General features: G+C 73.5%; 16 protein-coding genes. All 16 read right to left on the bottom strand.

Annotated features, from left to right (window positions below):
• Positions 1-9: 9 nt before the first annotated feature.
• Complete coding sequence (locus ACF068_RS05730; protein ID WP_392272884.1) at positions 10-1,323, bottom strand: ATP-dependent carboxylate-amine ligase; 1,314 nt, start codon at positions 1,321-1,323, stop codon at positions 10-12.
• Positions 1,320-2,099 (bottom strand): inositol monophosphatase family protein, encoded by a 780-nt coding sequence (locus tag ACF068_RS05725; protein WP_392272883.1) that lies wholly within the window; start codon positions 2,097-2,099, stop codon positions 1,320-1,322. The genes ACF068_RS05730 and ACF068_RS05725 overlap by 4 nt, the downstream gene beginning before the upstream one ends.
• Positions 2,096-3,370, bottom strand: a complete 1,275-nt coding sequence (locus ACF068_RS05720; protein WP_392272882.1) for a hypothetical protein — start codon at positions 3,368-3,370, stop codon at positions 2,096-2,098. Before ACF068_RS05720 ends, ACF068_RS05725 begins: the two co-directional genes overlap by 4 nt.
• Positions 3,363-4,535 (bottom strand): hypothetical protein, encoded by a 1,173-nt coding sequence (locus tag ACF068_RS05715; RefSeq protein WP_392272881.1) that lies wholly within the window; start codon positions 4,533-4,535, stop codon positions 3,363-3,365. The genes ACF068_RS05720 and ACF068_RS05715 overlap by 8 nt, the downstream gene beginning before the upstream one ends.
• Before the next feature lie 17 nt (positions 4,536-4,552).
• A complete protein-coding gene (locus ACF068_RS05710) occupies positions 4,553-5,614 on the bottom strand; it encodes an amidohydrolase family protein (RefSeq protein ID WP_392272880.1) in 1,062 nt (353 codons plus the stop codon).
• Between the two features lie 17 nt (positions 5,615-5,631).
• Positions 5,632-6,507 carry a hypothetical protein gene (locus ACF068_RS05705; RefSeq protein ID WP_392272879.1) on the bottom strand — a complete coding sequence of 292 codons (876 nt, stop codon included), beginning with the start codon at positions 6,505-6,507 and terminating at the stop codon, positions 5,632-5,634.
• Positions 6,508-6,509: 2 nt separating this feature from the next.
• Positions 6,510-7,355 (bottom strand): hypothetical protein, encoded by an 846-nt coding sequence (locus ACF068_RS05700; protein WP_392272878.1) that lies wholly within the window; start codon positions 7,353-7,355, stop codon positions 6,510-6,512.
• A complete protein-coding gene (locus tag ACF068_RS05695; protein ID WP_392272877.1) occupies positions 7,352-8,623 on the bottom strand; it encodes an MFS transporter in 1,272 nt (423 codons plus the stop codon). Before ACF068_RS05695 ends, ACF068_RS05700 begins: the two co-directional genes overlap by 4 nt.
• A complete protein-coding gene (locus ACF068_RS05690) occupies positions 8,620-9,309 on the bottom strand; it encodes a class I SAM-dependent methyltransferase (protein WP_392272876.1) in 690 nt (229 codons plus the stop codon). The genes ACF068_RS05695 and ACF068_RS05690 overlap by 4 nt, the downstream gene beginning before the upstream one ends.
• Positions 9,306-11,321 carry an alpha-hydroxy-acid oxidizing protein gene (locus ACF068_RS05685; RefSeq protein WP_392272875.1) on the bottom strand — a complete coding sequence of 672 codons (2,016 nt, stop codon included), beginning with the start codon at positions 11,319-11,321 and terminating at the stop codon, positions 9,306-9,308. Before ACF068_RS05685 ends, ACF068_RS05690 begins: the two co-directional genes overlap by 4 nt.
• On the bottom strand, positions 11,318-11,911 hold the full coding sequence (locus ACF068_RS05680) for a thiamine pyrophosphate-dependent enzyme (protein ID WP_392272874.1): 594 nt from the start codon (positions 11,909-11,911) through the stop codon (positions 11,318-11,320). Before ACF068_RS05680 ends, ACF068_RS05685 begins: the two co-directional genes overlap by 4 nt.
• 7 nt (positions 11,912-11,918) lie before the next feature.
• Positions 11,919-12,440 (bottom strand): hypothetical protein, encoded by a 522-nt coding sequence (locus tag ACF068_RS05675; protein ID WP_392272873.1) that lies wholly within the window; start codon positions 12,438-12,440, stop codon positions 11,919-11,921.
• A complete protein-coding gene (locus ACF068_RS05670; RefSeq protein WP_392272872.1) occupies positions 12,437-13,558 on the bottom strand; it encodes a GNAT family N-acetyltransferase in 1,122 nt (373 codons plus the stop codon). Before ACF068_RS05670 ends, ACF068_RS05675 begins: the two co-directional genes overlap by 4 nt.
• Positions 13,555-14,310: a YqcI/YcgG family protein gene (locus tag ACF068_RS05665; protein ID WP_392272871.1), complete on the bottom strand. Its 756-nt coding sequence runs from the start codon at positions 14,308-14,310 to the stop codon at positions 13,555-13,557. The genes ACF068_RS05670 and ACF068_RS05665 overlap by 4 nt, the downstream gene beginning before the upstream one ends.
• Positions 14,303-15,238, bottom strand: a complete 936-nt coding sequence (locus ACF068_RS05660; protein WP_392272870.1) for a nucleoside-diphosphate kinase — start codon at positions 15,236-15,238, stop codon at positions 14,303-14,305. Before ACF068_RS05660 ends, ACF068_RS05665 begins: the two co-directional genes overlap by 8 nt.
• Positions 15,239-16,069: 831 nt before the next feature.
• On the bottom strand, positions 16,070-16,900 hold the full coding sequence (locus tag ACF068_RS05655) for a PaaX family transcriptional regulator C-terminal domain-containing protein (protein ID WP_392273268.1): 831 nt from the start codon (positions 16,898-16,900) through the stop codon (positions 16,070-16,072).
• Between the last annotated feature and the right edge of the window lie 24 nt (positions 16,901-16,924).

Here is a 16,924-nt window from a genome sequence, read left to right as displayed (position 1 = left end):
TGAGGGTGATCAGGGGGCGGCTTCGGACACCTCCAGGGTGAAGGAGGACAGCACCTCCCTCATGCGGTTCAGGACGACTCCGGAATTCTCCCCCTCGATGTGCACATGTCCCGCACAGGCGCTGGACGCGCGGGGCGGGTCGAGGCGGTCCCCCACGGACGCGGTGAGTTCACCGGACAGCACCCCCGGCATGGCCAGCAGCTCCTCCAGCGGGGTGATCTCCGTGACGACCCCCCGGCGCGCGGGGAGGAGCAGCTCGCCCACCGACCGGGAGCGGGTGTACTCCAGGGGCGGCCGGCGGCCCACGTACACGTCCGCGACGGCGGCCAGCATGTCGAAGCCCCGGGAGAGGCCGTGGCTGACCGGCAGTTCGGCCCCGCCCAGCCGTGCGGCGACCTCGCCCATCACGAACGAGCCGTCCGGCCGGAGGAAGAACTCGGCGTGCAGGTAGCCGTCGCGGTATCCGAGCGCGTCGACCACGCGCCGCGCCACCTCGCGGCCGTCGACGGGCTCCGGTTCCGACGGCGCCAGGGTGATGTCGGCGTTCATGGCGCCGCTGAGGGCGTCCAGCAGCGGTGCCGGGTTGACCGCGATGAACGCGTCCAGCACCTCCCCGCCGTGCACCAGGGCGCACAACTGGTGTTCGGTGCCCCGGACGTACTCCTCCACGATCCACGTCCGCTCCGGCGGGGCGGCGAGCGCGCGGTCGATGGCGGCGAGGTCGTCGGGGCCGGCCTTCCAGGTGTCCACCGAGGAACCGGAGAGGGCGGGCTTCACGACGACCGGCCATCCGTGGCCGCCCGCGAAGTCCTTCACCTCCGCCGCGGAGGTGACCACCCGGAACCGCGCGGCGGGCAGTCCGGCGTCCGCGAACAGTTCCTTCATCGCGGTCTTGTCGGTGGCGCGGCGGACCTGCTCCGGGGAGAGGTGGGGCAGCCCGGCGGCCGCGGCGAACCGGTGCATCGAGGGCTGGGCGGCCTCGTCCGGGTTGCAGAAGTACCGCGGTCGCCGCCCCAGGGCGGCGCACCACGCGCGGAAGCGGGCCGCCTCCCGGTCCGGCGGTGCCGCGTCCCGGAGGACGAAGACGGGCCGGTCGCCGGGTGCCCCGACCGGTGAGCCCTCCGGGCGCAGCAGGACGGTGTCGATGTCCGGCCGGTCCAGTACGTGCCGCGTGAAGCGGCGGCGCCGGCTGACGACCAGGGCCAGTACGGGCCGGCCGCCGGCACCGGGAGCCCGGGCCGGGCCGGGTGCGGGAGCCGGGGCGGGGGCGGGGCGGGCTGCACGAGCGGGTCCGCCGGCCGGGCCGGGGGCGGGGGCGGTCATGGGCCGCCCCCGTCCACCCCGTGGTGCGCGGCGAGCAGCCGGGCCAGCTCCTCCACCACACCCGGCCTGCCCGAGATGTCGATCCTCGTGCGGCGGCGGGACCGCCGGTGCAGCACCGTCCCGCCGCGTGCCCGGACCAGGGCGTGGCCCGCCGCCGTGTCCCACCAGGGGAGCGCCACCGCGATGTGGGCGTCCAGCGCGCCGGTCGCCACCCGGAGGAGGTCGCACGCGGCCGATCCGGTCCGGGACACCTCGTAGCGCCGGCCGACCAGGCGGAGGATCCCGTGGGCCTCGTCCAGCTCCTCCGGTCCGTACGGCAGGGCGACGGCCACCCGGGCGGTGTCGCCCGGCGGGCGCGGCGGGTCGGTGACGTGGCCGTCCGGGGCGCCGCCGCGGAGGGCCATCCACTGCCCGTCGGCCGGCCGGACGATGGCGGCGCCCAGGCAGTCGCCACCGGAGAGCGCCGCGACGCTCACCGCGTAGTGGGGCGACGAGCGGACGAAGTTCGCGGTGCCGTCGAGCGGGTCGATGATCCAGGTCACGCCGGTGTGCCCGGCGCGGTAGCCCGACTCCTCGGCGAGGACCGCGTCCCCGGGCCTGGCCCGGCCGAGCAGGCCGGTGATGACGGACTCGGCCCGGAGGTCCGCCTCGGTCACCAGGTCGTGGGCCCCGCTCTTCTCGTCGACCCGGTAGCCCCGGCGGGCCACGGCGGTGATCTCCGCCGCCGCGTGCCGGGCCATGGTGACCGCGAGCGTTTCGATGTCCGCGACGGTCATCCGGCCACCCCGCCGGTCCCCGGGCCCGTACCGGCCACCGCGCCCGGGCCGTCACTCCGGGCGCTCCCGCGCAGCCGGTCCTGGACCGCCTCGATGACCTGGTCGAGCCGTGACTCGACCTCGGCCTCGGAGGCGCCGCGCACGGTCACGATGGCCGCCGCCTGGTTCCAGCCGGCCGGCCGGGGCATGACGTCGCCGACCCGGAAGCGGAGCTGGGTGTCGATGATCCAGTCGGCGGCCGGCGGTGTCAGGTCGGCCGTCAGCCGCCCGGCGGGCGCGTAGACGAGGGCGTAGCCGGTCAGGTGCGCCGCCGGCGGCGGGGGTTCGGGGACGGTGTCCCCGAGCTGGGCCCTGATGGTCATCTCGTCCAGGTTGACGCCCGTGCGGGACTGGAAGCCGGGGATGATGCCCCCGCCGCCGGGGCGGCCGCCGATCTCGCAGAAGCAGACCTCGTCGGCGTCGAGGAAGACCTCGAGATGGGTGACCCCGCTGAAGTCGGGGTAGCAGGCCAGGACGTCGCGGTTGAACCGCAGCAGGCGGTCCAGCGTCCTTCCGGGACCGACGGCCACGTCCCGGAAGGCCTCCAGCCGGCGGTAGGACGTCGTCTCCTGCACGCTCCGCCCGGCCGTGGCGGCGAGCGGCACCCCGTCGCGGACCACGCTGTCGATGTGGAAGAGGTCGCCGCCGACGCGTTCCTCGACCTCGTACCCGGCCGGGTCCGGCGGTGCCGTGGCCAGGAGGCGGTGCAGGGCGTCCTCGTCGTCCAGGAAGGTGATCCCGGCGGAGCTCTCGCCGCGGCGGGGCTTGACCACCACGCGGCCGTGCCGGCGCAGCAGCCGCCGTGCGTCCGGTTCGGTGAAGGGCGCGAAGTCCGGGACGCGTACGCCGTGGTCGCGGAGGTGCTCCTTCATCGTCACCTTGTCGCGGTACCGCAGGACCTGGCGTTCGGTGGGTCCCGGAACGCCGAGGCGGTCCCGCAGCCGGGCGGCGGCCAGCAGGAGGCCCTCGCTGATGGCGACGACACCGTCCAGGGCGTTCCCGGCCGTGGTGTGGTGGAAGCGAGCCGCCGCGTCCAGGAGCGCTTCGTCACCGCGCGGGACGCCGGTGATCGCGGCCAGCTCGTCGCCGTGGGCCTGGTCCACCTTGCGGATGTCGGTGACCAGCCGGACGCGGTTGCGGTCCGCCGGCAGGAAGGGGCGGCCGTCGGTGTCCCGGTAGTACCGGTAGCCGATGTGGTCGAGTACGAGGACGTCTCTGATCCGGTCACTCATGGCGGCAGTACTCCGCGTACCGGGCGGCCAGCTCCACGGCCGCTTCCTCGACGTCGGCAAGGGCGAGTTCCTTGCAGTGGTGGCCGAGTTCGGTGCGCATGACCTCCACCGCCTCCTCGGTGAACTCCACCAGGCCGTCCTCCCCGATGCGGGCGATCCCGTCGTGGCGCTGGCCGTCCAGGTTGATCTCCACGGCGGCCCGCCGGTCCAGTCCTGGCGGCAGGTCGAGCGCGGTCCCATCCGGGGTGATGCGCACCGGGTAGCCCCCGGGCAGCCCGTGCCAGCCGGGCGCGTGGACGGTCGCGGTGGTGCCGGTGGCGAGCGGTTCGAGCACGCTGAGGGCGGAAGCGGCGGTCATCATCTGTCCTTCCCGGCCGCCGGTCCGGCGGTAGTCGGTCCGCATGCGGTGGAACAGGGTGTCCGTCGGCAGGGCGGCGGTGACGTCGTCGGTGCCGCGCCGGAAGGTCAGGTCGAAGGCCGCCCCGCCGCTGTCGCCGGTGCGGGAGATCCGGTGGCTGACGAAGTGGTGGGCCACGAACCGGGGCTGGACGTCGGCCGGTGCGCAGCCGAGGTGTTCCGCGGCGATGGCCGCCAGCGCGGGGACCGAGTTGGCCACGTTGCCGATGCCCAGGTGCGGGCTGAGTCCGGCTCCGTGGAGGGCCGGGTGCACCGCGTCGGGGTAGGCGGCGTTCACCACGGTGGCGTGGCTGCCGGCGGCTCGTACCGCCCTCATCAGTTTGAGCACCGGGTCCAGGTGCATGGGCAGCCAGGGACCGAAGTGGGCGGCGCTGATACGGGCGAAGCGGTCCGGCGGTAGCTGGGACAGCACGTGCCAGGACTGCCGGCTGGCGGCGGCGAAGACGATGTCCGGGGCGAACCGGGCGATGGCCTCCGCGGTGCCGGCCACGTCGTCCAGGTCCTGGACGAGGGGTTCGACGGGGCAGGACCGGCCCAGTTGGGCGGCCGAGAGGGACACCATGTTGGCCGTGCGGACGACGAGGTCCTCCGTGCGGCCGAGCACTCCCAGGTGCCGTGACCACCCCGGTCCGGCCGGTCCGGCCGGTCCGGCCAGTCCGTGCAGTACGCGGACGGCGAGGTCGCCGCAGCCGACGACGAGGATGCGGACGGGACGGCCGTCGTCCCGTGGGGGATGGTTCGGTGTCATCGTGTCCGCTCCCCCGTTCATGACGGCCGCCCGGTGAGGCGGGGGACGAGCCGGGAGGTGTTGGCGGCCAGCTTGGCGGCGGGGGCGAGGTCCTCGAACCCGGCCAGCCAGCCGTCGGCCTCGACGGTGTCCCAGTGGGGGTAGTCGGAGCCGAACAGCACCGAGTCGGCGCCCAGTCGGCGTACCGCCCAGGTCACGTGCTCCTCCCCCGGGTCGGGCACCACGGCGAAGTGCTCGCGGAAGATGTCGGTGGGGTTCGTCGTCCCTCCGGAGAGCCTCTTCGTGTGGCTGGTGAGCCGGCCCAGCACGCTGGGGATCCAGGCGATGCCGGATTCCAGCATGACCACGTTCAGCCCGTCGGGCAGCCCGTCGGGCCGGGTGACCAGGTCGGCGAGGGCGATCATGTGTTCGCCCATGTGCCCGAAGGCGTGGGTCATGGCGTAGTCCTCGTAGGCGTCGGCCAGCGGCGACCACTGGTAGCACCCGGTGCCCCCGTGGACGAACAGCGGCAGCCGGAGCCGGGCCGCCGTCTCCAGCAGCGGTGTCACGGCCGGGTCGTTGAGCCGTACGGAGGGGGTGCGGCCGGTGGGCCGGACCACCACACCGACCAGGTTGTCGTCGTCGGCGTACCGGCGCAGCGTCTCCTCGCTCCACCGGGGGTCCTCGACGGAGGCGAGGAAGGCCCATGTGAGCGGGAGGGAGGACCGGGCACAGGACCGCGAGGCGAGCCGGTTGTAGCCGTCGAGCAGCCGCAGACGGGTCTCCGGGTCGTCGACCGCCTGCACCGAGAGGCCGACGAAGCCGGGCTGGAGCACGGCCGCGGCGATGGAGTGCTTGGTCATGAAGTCGGCGCGGTCCGCGTCCTCGCCGGGTCCGATGAGGTGGCCGAGGCCCTTGGGGTTGCCGTGGCCGCGGCCGTCGGGCCGGGGGAACAGCCGGTCGCCGAGGCGCAGCCGGGTCACTCCCGCCTCGGTGACGACCTGGGGGGCCTCGGCGGGGGTGAACCCGATGTCCGTCCAGAGCTCGGGCAGGTGGTCGGTGAAGTGGGTGTCGCAGTCGTACAGGTGGTTGTCCGGCACGGTGTCTCCGCCTCTCTTCAGTGGGTTCCGGGGTGCGTGCGACGAGGGCCCGCTCCCGGTGTGAGGTGTTCGCCGCCGGCGAGCCAGTCGAGCCCGGCCTCCAGGTCGGTCCCCAGGTCGTCCGCGACGCGCCGCACCACGTCGGTGGTCAGCGTCGCGGGCGACAGGCCGTCCAGGGTGCGCCGGGCTTCGTCGCCCAGGGCCGCGGGCTCGTTCAGCAGGCGTTTGGTGATGGGGTACCAGTGGCCGCGGGCGATCAGCGCGGCGTGGGCGGCCGAGGTGGCCGCGGCGAGTACGTGGCCGAGGGCCCCAACCCGCTCCCCCGCCGTGACGTGGTCGACCGCCAGCAGCAGAGCGCACGCGGCGCGCCCCCGCCACCACGGCACGGCGGTGCGGACGAGTTCCGCCGGGCAGGGCGGAGCGCCGACGTCGCCGTGCACGGGCGCCGACAGCGCCGCTTCGCTCAGCAGGATGTACGACGGCACACCGCCGGCGGTCTTGGGGTACGCGTGGACGGTGAACGTCCCCCGGGCCGCGCGCCGTTCCTCGTGGCGCAGCCGCGCGATGGGGCGGAAGCAGACGTCGATCCGGGGCGAGAGGGGGATCGAGAGTTCGGCCTCCTCCAGTGGGTGGTCCTCGTTGGCGGTGGCGTACTCGACGGGCCCGTGGCGGTCCTGGTCGGGGGGCAGCAGGGGGCGCAGCTCCGTGAGGGCCGGCAGGTCGTCGACGTACACGAGGAGGTCCCAGTCGCTGTCGGGGCGGGTGGGCCCGCCCCGGGCACGGGAGCCCCCGACGCGGACGGACCGCACGGTGGGGAGCCCGGCCAGGCCGTCGACGACCTGCCGGACGGCCGGGGGGAGGTCGGGGACGCGGGGGCTGTGGTCGGTGGTCACGGTCACTCTCCCTTGGGGGCGTGGCCCTGGCCGGCGAGATAGGCGGCGGCCGGCCGGCCGTGTGCGGTGGAGGGGAGCCGGTGCAGCAGGTCGGCGGAGTACCGCTCGATCAGGGCGAAGGTCTCCGGCCGCGGTTCCGTGCCGCCGCCGAGCAGCGTGCGCGCCTCCCGGAGCAGCAGGGGGCCCTCCGGGTCGGCGGCCAGGGCGGCGCCGACGTTGCGGCCGAGGTTCTTCACCTCGTGCAGCACGCGCCCGCCGGCGGCCAGGGCACTGACGAGGAGGTGTTCGACCGCCAGGCGCAGCAGGACGGAGGCGTCGAGCGGCAGGCCGTCGGCGAGGGCCGTCACGGCCTTGCGGTGGAAGTGCACCGCCGTCAGGTAGGTGGTGGCGCAGTGGAACGCGGGCAGCCAGCGCAGTCCCATCCGGTCGCGCCACTCGGCGACGACGCGGTCGCCGTGCAGGATCCGGCCGGCGCGGAGCCGGGCGAGGAAGCGGATCTCCAGGGTGTCCAGGACGGGCAGTTCGAGGTCGGGTGTGCTTGGGTCCTGGAGGCGGGCCATCCCTCTCGCGAGGCCGGCCAGGTCGTCCATCCGGTCGGGGCGCAGCACGTCCATGTTGACGGCCGGGTCGTGCTCGTAGAGGTAGTTGCGGGCCAGGCCCATGGGGCGGAGCACCGGCTCCTCGGGGCCGCCGGCGGGTGCCCAGTCGTCCGGGGCGCCGATCACCAGGACGTTGACGTTGGAGCCGCGCATGGCGACGCCTTCAGCGGTGGAGCCCGCCAGTAGCACCCCGCTGCCGGCGGGCCAGGAGAAGCGCCGGGCCAGCGGGCCGGCGAGTTCGTCGGTCATCGGGTCCTCATTTCCGGGATCCGGCGGGCGGGCCGTACGAGCAGGACGGCCGGGACGCCGATCAGGCCGCCTAGGGCGGCGACGAGCAGTGCGGTGCTCGTGGAGGTGGTGCTCGCGAACGCCCCCGTCAGGGAGTACGAGAGCGGCACGAGCACCTGGGACAACGCCCAGTCGATGCCGAACATGCGGGACACGTACGCCCGGGGCACGGCGGTCTGGAGGAGGGCGCCCCACAGCACCGCCGACACCGCGAGCGCCGCGTTGATCACGAAGCTGCCGATCAGCGCGGGCAGCAGCGAGGAGTGGAAGGTGAAGCCCACCAGTCCGCCCGCCATGACCCCCCAGGCGAGGTACAGCGAGACCAGGGCGCGGCCGTCGAGCGACTTCGCGCCGACGGCGAGTGCCCCCGCGATCTGGCCGACCCCGCCGACGGCCAGGACGAGGCCGTAGGCCCCGGCGCCCCGGGCCATGTCGTTGTGCAGGACGTAGGGGACGAGGACGTTCCAGGGTCCCATCACGCAGATGACGGTCACCGCGCCGGCGGTGAAGGCGTACAGCAGCCACGGGTGCGCCCGGACGTACCGCAGGCCGTCGAGGCTTTCCGCCAGCAGGCCGGCCGGTGTCCGTTCGCCCTGGGGCCTGCGTTCGGCCCCCACGGCGAGCAGGAAGCCGAAGGACACGAGGAAGGTGGCCGCGTCCAGGACGAACACCCATTCCGCGCCCGTCGTGGCGACCAGGGCGCCGCCCGCGACCGGACCGATCAGCCGCCACATCAGGGGGCGTACGACCTGGTCGGCGGCGTTGGCACCGACCAGGTACTCGGCCGGCACCAGGGACTGCACCATGGTGTTGAACGCCGGGACGAAGGCGGCCTCGGCGGCGGAGAACACCGCGAGCCCGACCAGCAGGTGCCAGGTGGTGAGCAGGTCCAGCATGCCGAGCACACCGATCGCCGCCAGCACGAGTGCCCGCACGAGGTCACCGGTGAGCATCACCAGGCGGGCCCCGTACCGGTTCACGCACGCTCCGGCGACCAGCGCCACGGGCAGTGCGGTCAGCGCCATCACCACGCCGATCGTGGCCAGGGCGGAGGTGGTGTTGCTGAGCGAGAGCACCAGCCACGGCAGGGCGACGAACATCATGCCGTCGCCGAGCAGGGAGGAGGCGAACCCGGCCCACAGGAGCCTGAAGTTCCGGTCGCGGAACGGCTGGAGCTGGGGCCGGTCCGCCAGACGCGACAGCAGTGCCGCCCGTCGTCCGTGCGTCACGCGGGGCCCCCTGCCTCCTCGGCCAGCTCGAACAGGCAGTGCCAGTGGAACGATCCGGGGGCCGTGTGCTCGTGGTCGTGGGCCATGAGGAGGGCCGCGGGCCGGTGCAGGGAGATCAGCTCGGCCGCGTCGCAGTAGTGGTGCGGATGGACCTTGTCGTCGGTGGCATCGGGCTGCACAAACGTTCCTTCGCCGACCTCGACGCCCTTGCCGCAGCCGTGGTTGCGGCGCGACAGCATGGTCACCTGGTACAGCCCTCCCGGCCTCAGCACCCGGTGGATCTCCCGGACGGTGGCCCGTACCGCCTCCCGGTCGCCGTGGTAGATGGCGTTGTACGCCAGCACGTAGTCGAAGTGGCCGTCCTCGTAGGGCAACCGGTCCATGGGCCCGACGCGGAGGTCGACGTCAACGCCGGCTTCGCCGGCCGCCGCCCGGGTGTGCTCGATCGCGGTGTCGCTGGCGTCCACCGCCCACGTGTCGAAGCCCGCCCCGGCGAGGAAGACGGCGTGCCGGCCGACGCCGCAGGCCAGGTCGAGGACCCGGCGGACCCCGCGCTCGCGCAGCAGGTCGACGGTTCCGGCGACCCACGGGTCGACCGTGGACCAGTCGGCGCGTCCCCCGCTGGTCTTCCACACCTCGTCCCAGTGGCGGTGTGCGGTGGTGCTGTCGGTGGGCGTGTGGTTCATGCCTGCTCCTGGATGCTGACGAGTTCGCGGCCGAGGTCGGTGACGGAGGGGGTGCCGAGGAGGGCCATCGTGTGGTCCAGCTCCTCCACGAGGGACCGCAGCACGGCCGCCGCCCCTTCTTGGCCGTTCGCGGCCAGGCCCCACAGCACCGGCCTGCCGGCGAGTACGGCGCGCGCCCCGAGGGCCAGCGCCGAGGCGATGTGGGTGCCGTTGCGCACACCCGAGTCGAACAGGACCGGTACGCGGTCGCCGACGGCGGCCACCACGTGCGGCAGGGCGTCCACCGCCGCCACGTGGCGGTCCGACTGGCGCCCGCCGTGCGTGGACACCTGGATCGCGTCCGCGCCCGCGTCCACGGCGCGCACGGCGTCCTCCGGGTGCAGGACTCCCTTGACGACCAGCGGGAGCCGGGTGCGTGAGCGCAGCTCCGCCAGGTCGCGCCAGGAAACCGCCGGGTCCGGGAACACCTCCGCGAGGAGCCCTTCCTCGGTCAGGGAGGGCGTCCGGCGCCTGCGGTGTGCGAGGACGTCGGTGAAGACCGGGTCCCGCACGATCGCCGGGGGCGCCGCGTCGAACCGCCGGAAGCCGTTGCGGGCGTCCCTGGTGCGGCGGCCGACGAGCGGGACGTCCACGGTGCACACCAGGGCGCTCGCACCGGCCTGTTCGGCCCGGCGCACCATCGACCAGCTGATGGCGCGTTCCCCCAGCAGGTACACCTGCTGCCACCAGCAGTCGGGGGCGGCCTCCGCGACCTCCTCGACGGTGCGCGAGGCGAACATGGAGAGGGTGAAGCCCAGGTCCAGCGACCTCGCGGCGGCCGCGGTGGCACGCTCGGCCTCGGGGTGGCACAGGGCCTGGAGACCCATCGGGGTGACGAGCAGCGGGGCGGCCAGCCGCTTGCCGAACAGTTCGGTCCCGGTGCTGCGTTCCGAGACGTCGCGCAGCACCCGGGGCGTGAGGGTCAGCGCGTCCAGGCGCTCGGTGTTGCGGCGCATCCCCGCCTCGTCACCGGCACCGCCGGCGCAGTAGTCGAAGGCCGCCTCGGTCATCAGGGCGCGGGCCCGCTCCCGGCCCGGTACCGACTCCGCCACCGCCCGGGTCGCCGTGTCGGCCGCCGGGCGCGGCGCCGGCCGGGCGGCGGACGGGACCGGGGGTGCGGGGCGGGTCGTCCGGGAGGCCTCCGTCCGTGCCGGCGGGGGCTCCTCGTCGAGGGCCCGGCTCCGCTCGGCGAGCTCGAACAGGCGCTCCACACCGGCCAGTTCGGTGGACACCGCGTCCAGGCGCCGGGACGCCACCACCTCGTGCAGCACCCGCGAGGTCTGCGCCACCAGGCTGCGCATGACGACGTTGGCGAAGATGACGGTCACCGGCCCGTGCGCGGCAAAGGCCTCGGCGTCCGTCCCGGGCAGGACGGTGGGCGCGAGCACCATCGGGCGGATCGGCGCGATCCGCTCCACGACGGGCAGCAACTGCCCGGCGCTGGCCCGGTTCGCCTGGGCGAACAGGGCGTCCGCGCCGGCGTCGGCGTACCGGCGCAACCGGTCGACGGCCGCGTCCACGCCGTGCCCGGCCACCAGTGCCTCCGTCCGGGCGATCACCCGGATCGAGCGGCGGGCGGCCACCATGGCGGAGATCCGTCCGGCGAACGCCTCGGGGTCCATGAGCGCGCGGCCGCCGAACCTGTCGTCGAGCGAGTTGCGTTTGGGGAAGAGGTTGTCCTCGACGCAGATCGCGTCGGCGCCCGCCTCCTCGTAGAGCTTCGTCGCCAGGACGGCCAGTTCGTCGGAGCCTCTGCCGGTGTCGGCGTCGACGTAGATCGGCAGGGAGGTCGCCGCCCGTACGGAGCGGATGATCCCGGCGATCTCGTGCGGCTCCAGGACCTCGCGGTCCGGCACCCCGCGGCTGGTGGACATCTCCAGGCTGCCCAGCCACAGGACGTCGGCGCCGGCTTCCTCCGCCAGCAGCGCGGTGATCGGGCTGTGCACACCTATGCCGATGCGCAACTCGTTCATAAGGCCACCTCATTCCGGACGGTGTCGCTCGTGCGAAGACTGGCGGTGAACCTGCGGGTGATCTCGGCCGGGTGGAACGGCACCCGGGGCGGGGGCGGTCCGGAGTCGACGGCCGTCCGCACGTGGATGAAGCCGGTGCGCTTCCCGGCGATCACCCCGGAAAGCGCGTCGGAGAGCGCGTCGCCGTCCGTCACGGACACCACCGTCGTGTAGCCGGCGGCCCGCGCCGCCGTGGTGAAGGAGAAGCCGGGGGCGGGGGTCCGCTGGCCGCCGGTGCTCTCGTAGGCCTCGTTGTCCAGGACGATGTGCACCAGCGTCCCGCGGGCCGCCGGGGCGAGTGCCGTCCCGGAGAGGCCCATGAGGGCGTTGCCGTCGCCCTCCACCGCCAGCGCGGGGATGCCGGACCGCCGGGAGAAGCCGATGGCCAGCGGGAGGGCGAGGCCCATGCTGCCCATCATGTAGAAGTTCCGCGCGCGGTCCTCCAGGGCGTACAGCGCCCGCGGGTTGAGCCCGTTGCCGATGAACACGGCGGCGTCCTCGGCCCCGGCCGCCCGGGCGATGCGGGCGAGTGCGTCGTCTCTGGTCAGCACGGGAGTCTCACTCTCCTTCCGGTGCGCAGAGCACCGCGACGGGTCCGCCGGTGCCGGCCGCCGTCGCGCGGGCGGTGCGCAACCGCTCCGCGACGCCGGCGGGGTCGCCGAACCGGCAGCGCAGCACCGGGATGCCGAGCGCTTCGAGCACGGCGGGGGCCGGTACGCCGATGACGTTGTGGTGGGGCACGTCCTGCCCGTCGTGGCCCGCCCAGGACACCAGGAGGACCAGGGGCGTCCGGTACACCAGTGCCAGGCTGGTCAGGGCGTCGACGCAGGTGCCCAGGCCGGCGCTCTTCATGAACACCAGGGGGGTCGCGCCCGCCAGGTGGGCGCCCACGGCGAGCGCGACGCAGTTGTCCTCGCGGGTGCCCGGGACGTAGCACTCGGCCGCGCGCCCGTGCCGTTCCAGTGCTCCGAGGAACCCGCCCAGATACGAGTCGGGCACGCCGGTGATGAAGTCGTACCCGGCCGCGAACACCTCCTCGACCAGTGCGGAGTCCTCCTCCGCCCGCTGTGCGGCGTTCATGTGCACGACCGGTCCTCCCGTCCGCCGGTGAGGGCCGGGCTCCCCTTGAGGTCCCGGACCCAGATGTCCCGTGCCGCTCCGCGGCAGCCCCGCCACTTCTTGCTCCGTTCGAAGCCGAGGCCGTAGTCGACGAGCCGCACGCCCTCCCGCTGCGCCGCCCGCACCGGGGCGTAGAACATGGCGTCGAAGTAGGTCCTTCGGGAGGCCGGGTTCTCGTAGTCGAAGCCGCACCAGAACACGTGCCACTGTTCGCCGTGGCCGATGAAGAGGCTGAAGCCCACCACGTCGCCGTCCGCCGTGGTGCTGTGGAACAGCCGGAGGCGGTCGGCGGGGAAGAGCGACGTCAGCCTCTCCAGCCGGGACCGCTCGATGTCCTCCGTGCTGTAGCCCCCGTACTTCCCGACGAGCCGCAGCCGCAGCCGTAGCTCCGTCCCGCCGAGTCCGGCCGCCTCGGCCGGTGCCGTGCGGACCCCCGCCCGGGCCAGGTCGCGCACGTCCCACCGGACCTTCTGGCGGCTGGTCTTGGTGAGGCCCGCGACGTAGTCGTCGAAGGTGCCGGGCGGGACGTCGAGGAGGGAGCGGACGGTTCCGGGCACGTGGTGCCAGCCCGGATCGGCGCGCAGGACGGCCGGCAGGACGGGCCCGGCGGCGTAGAGCACGGCGGCGCACACGGCACCGGCGTCCCGGGCCCAGCGCACGACGGCGTCCAGGAGGTCCCGTACCGCTTCGGCGGCCGGTTCCCCGGCGGTCACCACCTCGGCGTCGTAGCCGGGCTGAACGATCGCGAGGAAGGGGAACAGGTCCGCCCGGGCGGGTGGCGGGACGGCCGTCCTGTGCTGGTCGGGGAAGACCGGCGGGTCGCGGAACAGGAGGTCGTGGATGTTGAACGCCTCGTAGCAGTGCGGGTCCTCGATGAGGTATCCGGTGGTGGCGGCGACGGTGACGCCGTCCTGCACGAGCCGGAACCAGTGGGCGGTGCCCGGCGGCCGGTCCCCCATCATCGTCAGCCAGGCGGGGGAGGTCAGGAACGTCCGGTCCGGCCACCGCGGGGGGAGGGACCGGTCGACGACGAGCGTCCGGGCGGGCGCCGTGCGTACGTCCGCTTCCGTACGCGTCACCGCGCCCCCCACCGGACGGGGCACGAACCGGTCAGCGGCCGGCCGTCGATCTCGGGGAAGTACTGTTTCCATTTCTCCGTGGTGGAACCCGTACCGTCGCCGGAGTCGGCGAGCAGGGGAACGTTCTCGTAGGCGGCCAGGCTCCGGCGAATGCGTTTCTTCGCCGCCCGTCCGGCCGGTGTGGATCCGCTGATGGAACGGAAGACCATGCGCGATTGCACTCCTATCACCAGGCATTCGCCGAGGACGCGGCTGCGCCGGGGGCCGTAGGCCGGGCAGGTACCGAAGGTGAAGAGCGCTTCTCCGGCGAAAGTGAATTCCCACTTCGGGTCGTCCGGGTCGTCCGGCACGTCCGGGGGCTGTGCATCCCGGTCGCACGCGTGCAGTCCGGAAAGCACCTGCCAGAACAGGTCCCGGTACCAGGAGAAGGCGCGACCGGGGGCCGGCGGGCCGACCATGATGAGGAGCGAAAGACGTTCCTCCGGGAGACCGCGCTGAAGGGCGATGAATTCCTCCAGGTCCCGTGCCACGGCTTCCGCTTCGGCACCGGAATCACGCCCCAGGTCCCAGTACGTGTAGTGGTTGGAGTTCCCGCTCTCGCCGATGACGCCGAAATGGCAGGGGTACGGGGCGGGCCGGGTCTCCAGCAGGGTGTCGCGGACCCGCCGGTGCTCGCGGGCGGCCCACCCGGGCACGGTGGCGGGGACGGCCCGACCGCTCGTCCACAGCCTCGGCGTCCTCGTCTCACCCATGGGTGCTGCCGGCCGGGGTCGCCGCGGGGGCCGGGTCCGCCCCGGAGTGCACGACGGGCGGGAAGTACTGGGAGGTCGAGAGCACCGCCCGGGACCAGTCGTCGACCTCGATGCCGTGTCCCCGCAGCGAGGTCCACAACCGGTGCGTGTCCAGCGGCGGGTCCTCGGGGGTGAAGCGGGAGGCGAGCGCCCGCCGCACGAGCAGGTCCGCGGCACCGTCCAGCCCCTTGGCGAACCGGGCCACGAGGTGGTCGTCCAGGGGCCCGTCGCCGAGCAGCTCCAGGTCACGGGCCAGGGGGGCGGCCTCGGACGGGGGCAGCAGCTCCCAGAGGTGCGCGATCACGGTACGCCGGAACTGGTCGCGCACCTGGAGGAATCCCCGGCCCTCACGGGCGCCCTGGGGCCGGTCGAGCAGTCCGGCGAGCACCCGCGCCCCGGGGGTCGCCGGCCGGGTGTGGCTCTCCGGCAGCTCGCTGCGGCCGAGGTTGTTCCACTCCCGCGCGAAGAAGGTCCGCCAGTCCAGCTCGGCCTCCTCCGGGCTGTCGGAGGCGTGCAGGAGACCGAGGATGGTGTTCACGGCGCCGTAGCGGCGGCGGAGCGACGACTCGGGCGCCCGTTCCAGGGGGCCGGAGCCCTTCAGGTCGGTGAACCGCTGGTGGATGCCGGGCGATCCGCGCAGCAGCAGGGCCAGTGACGGCCCCAGACCGTACAGCGCGTCGATCGCCCGGTACCGGTAGGTCCCGAAATGGATCCGCTTGGCCGCCAGGTCGTCGTAGATGGTGTCCAGCAGGAGACTTCCGGGTTGCACCACCCTGGCCGCGACTTCTTCGCAGCCGGTGCCCAGTAATTCGTCGACGATGCGGCGCCCCAGGCCCCGGACGAAGGAATCAGGGCTCACCACCACTACTGCTGAGCGGGACCAGTCCACCGTTGTTATTTCCTTTCACGCATGCATGAACAGCTTCCAGAAGCATTCGTTCGCGAGGCAGGTGAAGCGGAGAAGGGACGTTGCGGTCGGATGTGTCGGACGTGCCGGACGTGCCGGACCACGGTGGCCGCCGGTATGGGCGACAGCCCCGTCCGTGCGATCGGTGAAGGGCGTGTGGAGGAATGGTGACCACCCTCGCTCGCACCGCTCACGGCCTTCCCGTGCCGGAAGTGCCGATTTCACCGGACCGCCATCCTGTTTTCGCTGGATGTGCCGGCCACCGACAACAAGCTAAGTAGCCGCACCAGGGGCGTCAATGAAATAGAAGAGCGACCGGGGCAGACCGGCCACGGTGCCTCACCGGCGCCTCTCGTCCTGTTTGACACGACTTCGTACGGTGTCGACCGGGGGTTCGCTCGCCATCGAACGGGCGCGCGAGGCGATCTTCACTCGGAAATGCCCCTTTTATAGGGTTTCCAGCGTCCGAACAGTTGACGGCTGAATATGCGCCGTCCCGATCCCGCGGCCGCCGATCCCCGGGGCTTTCGCACCACCGTGGGGGCCTTCTATCGAGATGTCCGGTGGCCGCATTCGCGCGCTGCCGGGGGGCGGGGGTACGGATCCGGACACCTCTCCCCCGCGCCCCCGGAGCGGAAGCGCCATATGTGCGCGGCCTTATGCATACAAGATCGCCCACATCGGCCCCGATCGACGGGGCCGATTCCACCCGGCGTACTCCATCGGTGCCGGGGTAGGGCCGTGTCGTGTTGCGTCGTGTTGCGTTGCGCCGCGTGGTGTGGCGTGTGCCGCGCCGCGTTGCGTTGTGTTGTGTCAGGTGTCCAGGGCGTCGGCGTACAGCGCGAACAGGCGCAAGGCAGGGGCCTCGTCGGCCGGTCGGGGGGTACGGAGGCGGCGCCAGCACTCGGCGGTGAGACGGCGGGCCCGGCTGCCGGGCCAGGGCGTGGGCAGCAGTTCGGGAGGGAGGAGGGGGTCGGGGGTCATCGCCGTGGTGAAGTGGGCGGCCAGCTCCACGGTGAAGGTGAGCCGTTCCGCGTCCGAGGGTTCCGGGCCCCGGGTCAGCCGGGCGAGGCGGGTCTCGGCGAAGGCCGCCAGACGGGTGTGCCGGTCGGCGATCTCGTCGAGTGGCCACAGGGCGGCCGCCAGTGCTCGCGGTTCGGCGGTGTCGCCGATCCGCAGGTCGGTACTGCTGAGGCAGCTCAGCGAGTCGAGGACGCCGAGGTGGGCGGCGTGGGCCCGGACGAGTTCGGTGACGGCGTGGGCGGTGACGTACAGCCCGCTCTGGATGGGGGCGGCACCGAGGTGGAGGAGGTGCTCGCGCAGGGCGTCGCGCGCGGCGCGGCGGGATTCGGGGACGGCGAAGGCGAACAGGTGCCAGGTTCCGTCCCACGGGGCGAGCCCGGCGTCCTGCCGGTAGGCGTGGCGGACGTACGCGGCGTCCGGCGCCAGGGCCCCGGTGACGTCGGCGACGGCACGGAGGACGGCCTTGCGGCCACGGCCCTCCTGGGTGAATCGACCCTCGCCGACGAGGCGCTTGACGCACAGTCTGACCTGCTGGTCCGTCATGCCCAGCAGCCCGGCGACGGTGTAGAGCTCGCCGGCGTCGACGGTGCCGTCCTCGCGGACCAGGGCGTGCACCAGCAGTCGCGTGGGGATCTCCGGACCGCC

It is taken from the genome of Streptomyces sp. NPDC016309 (assembly GCF_043077235.1).
GTDB lineage: Bacteria > Actinomycetota > Actinomycetes > Streptomycetales > Streptomycetaceae > Streptomyces.
Note: the sequence above shows the minus strand (reverse complement) of the source record. Positions and strands in the feature narration are given on the sequence as shown.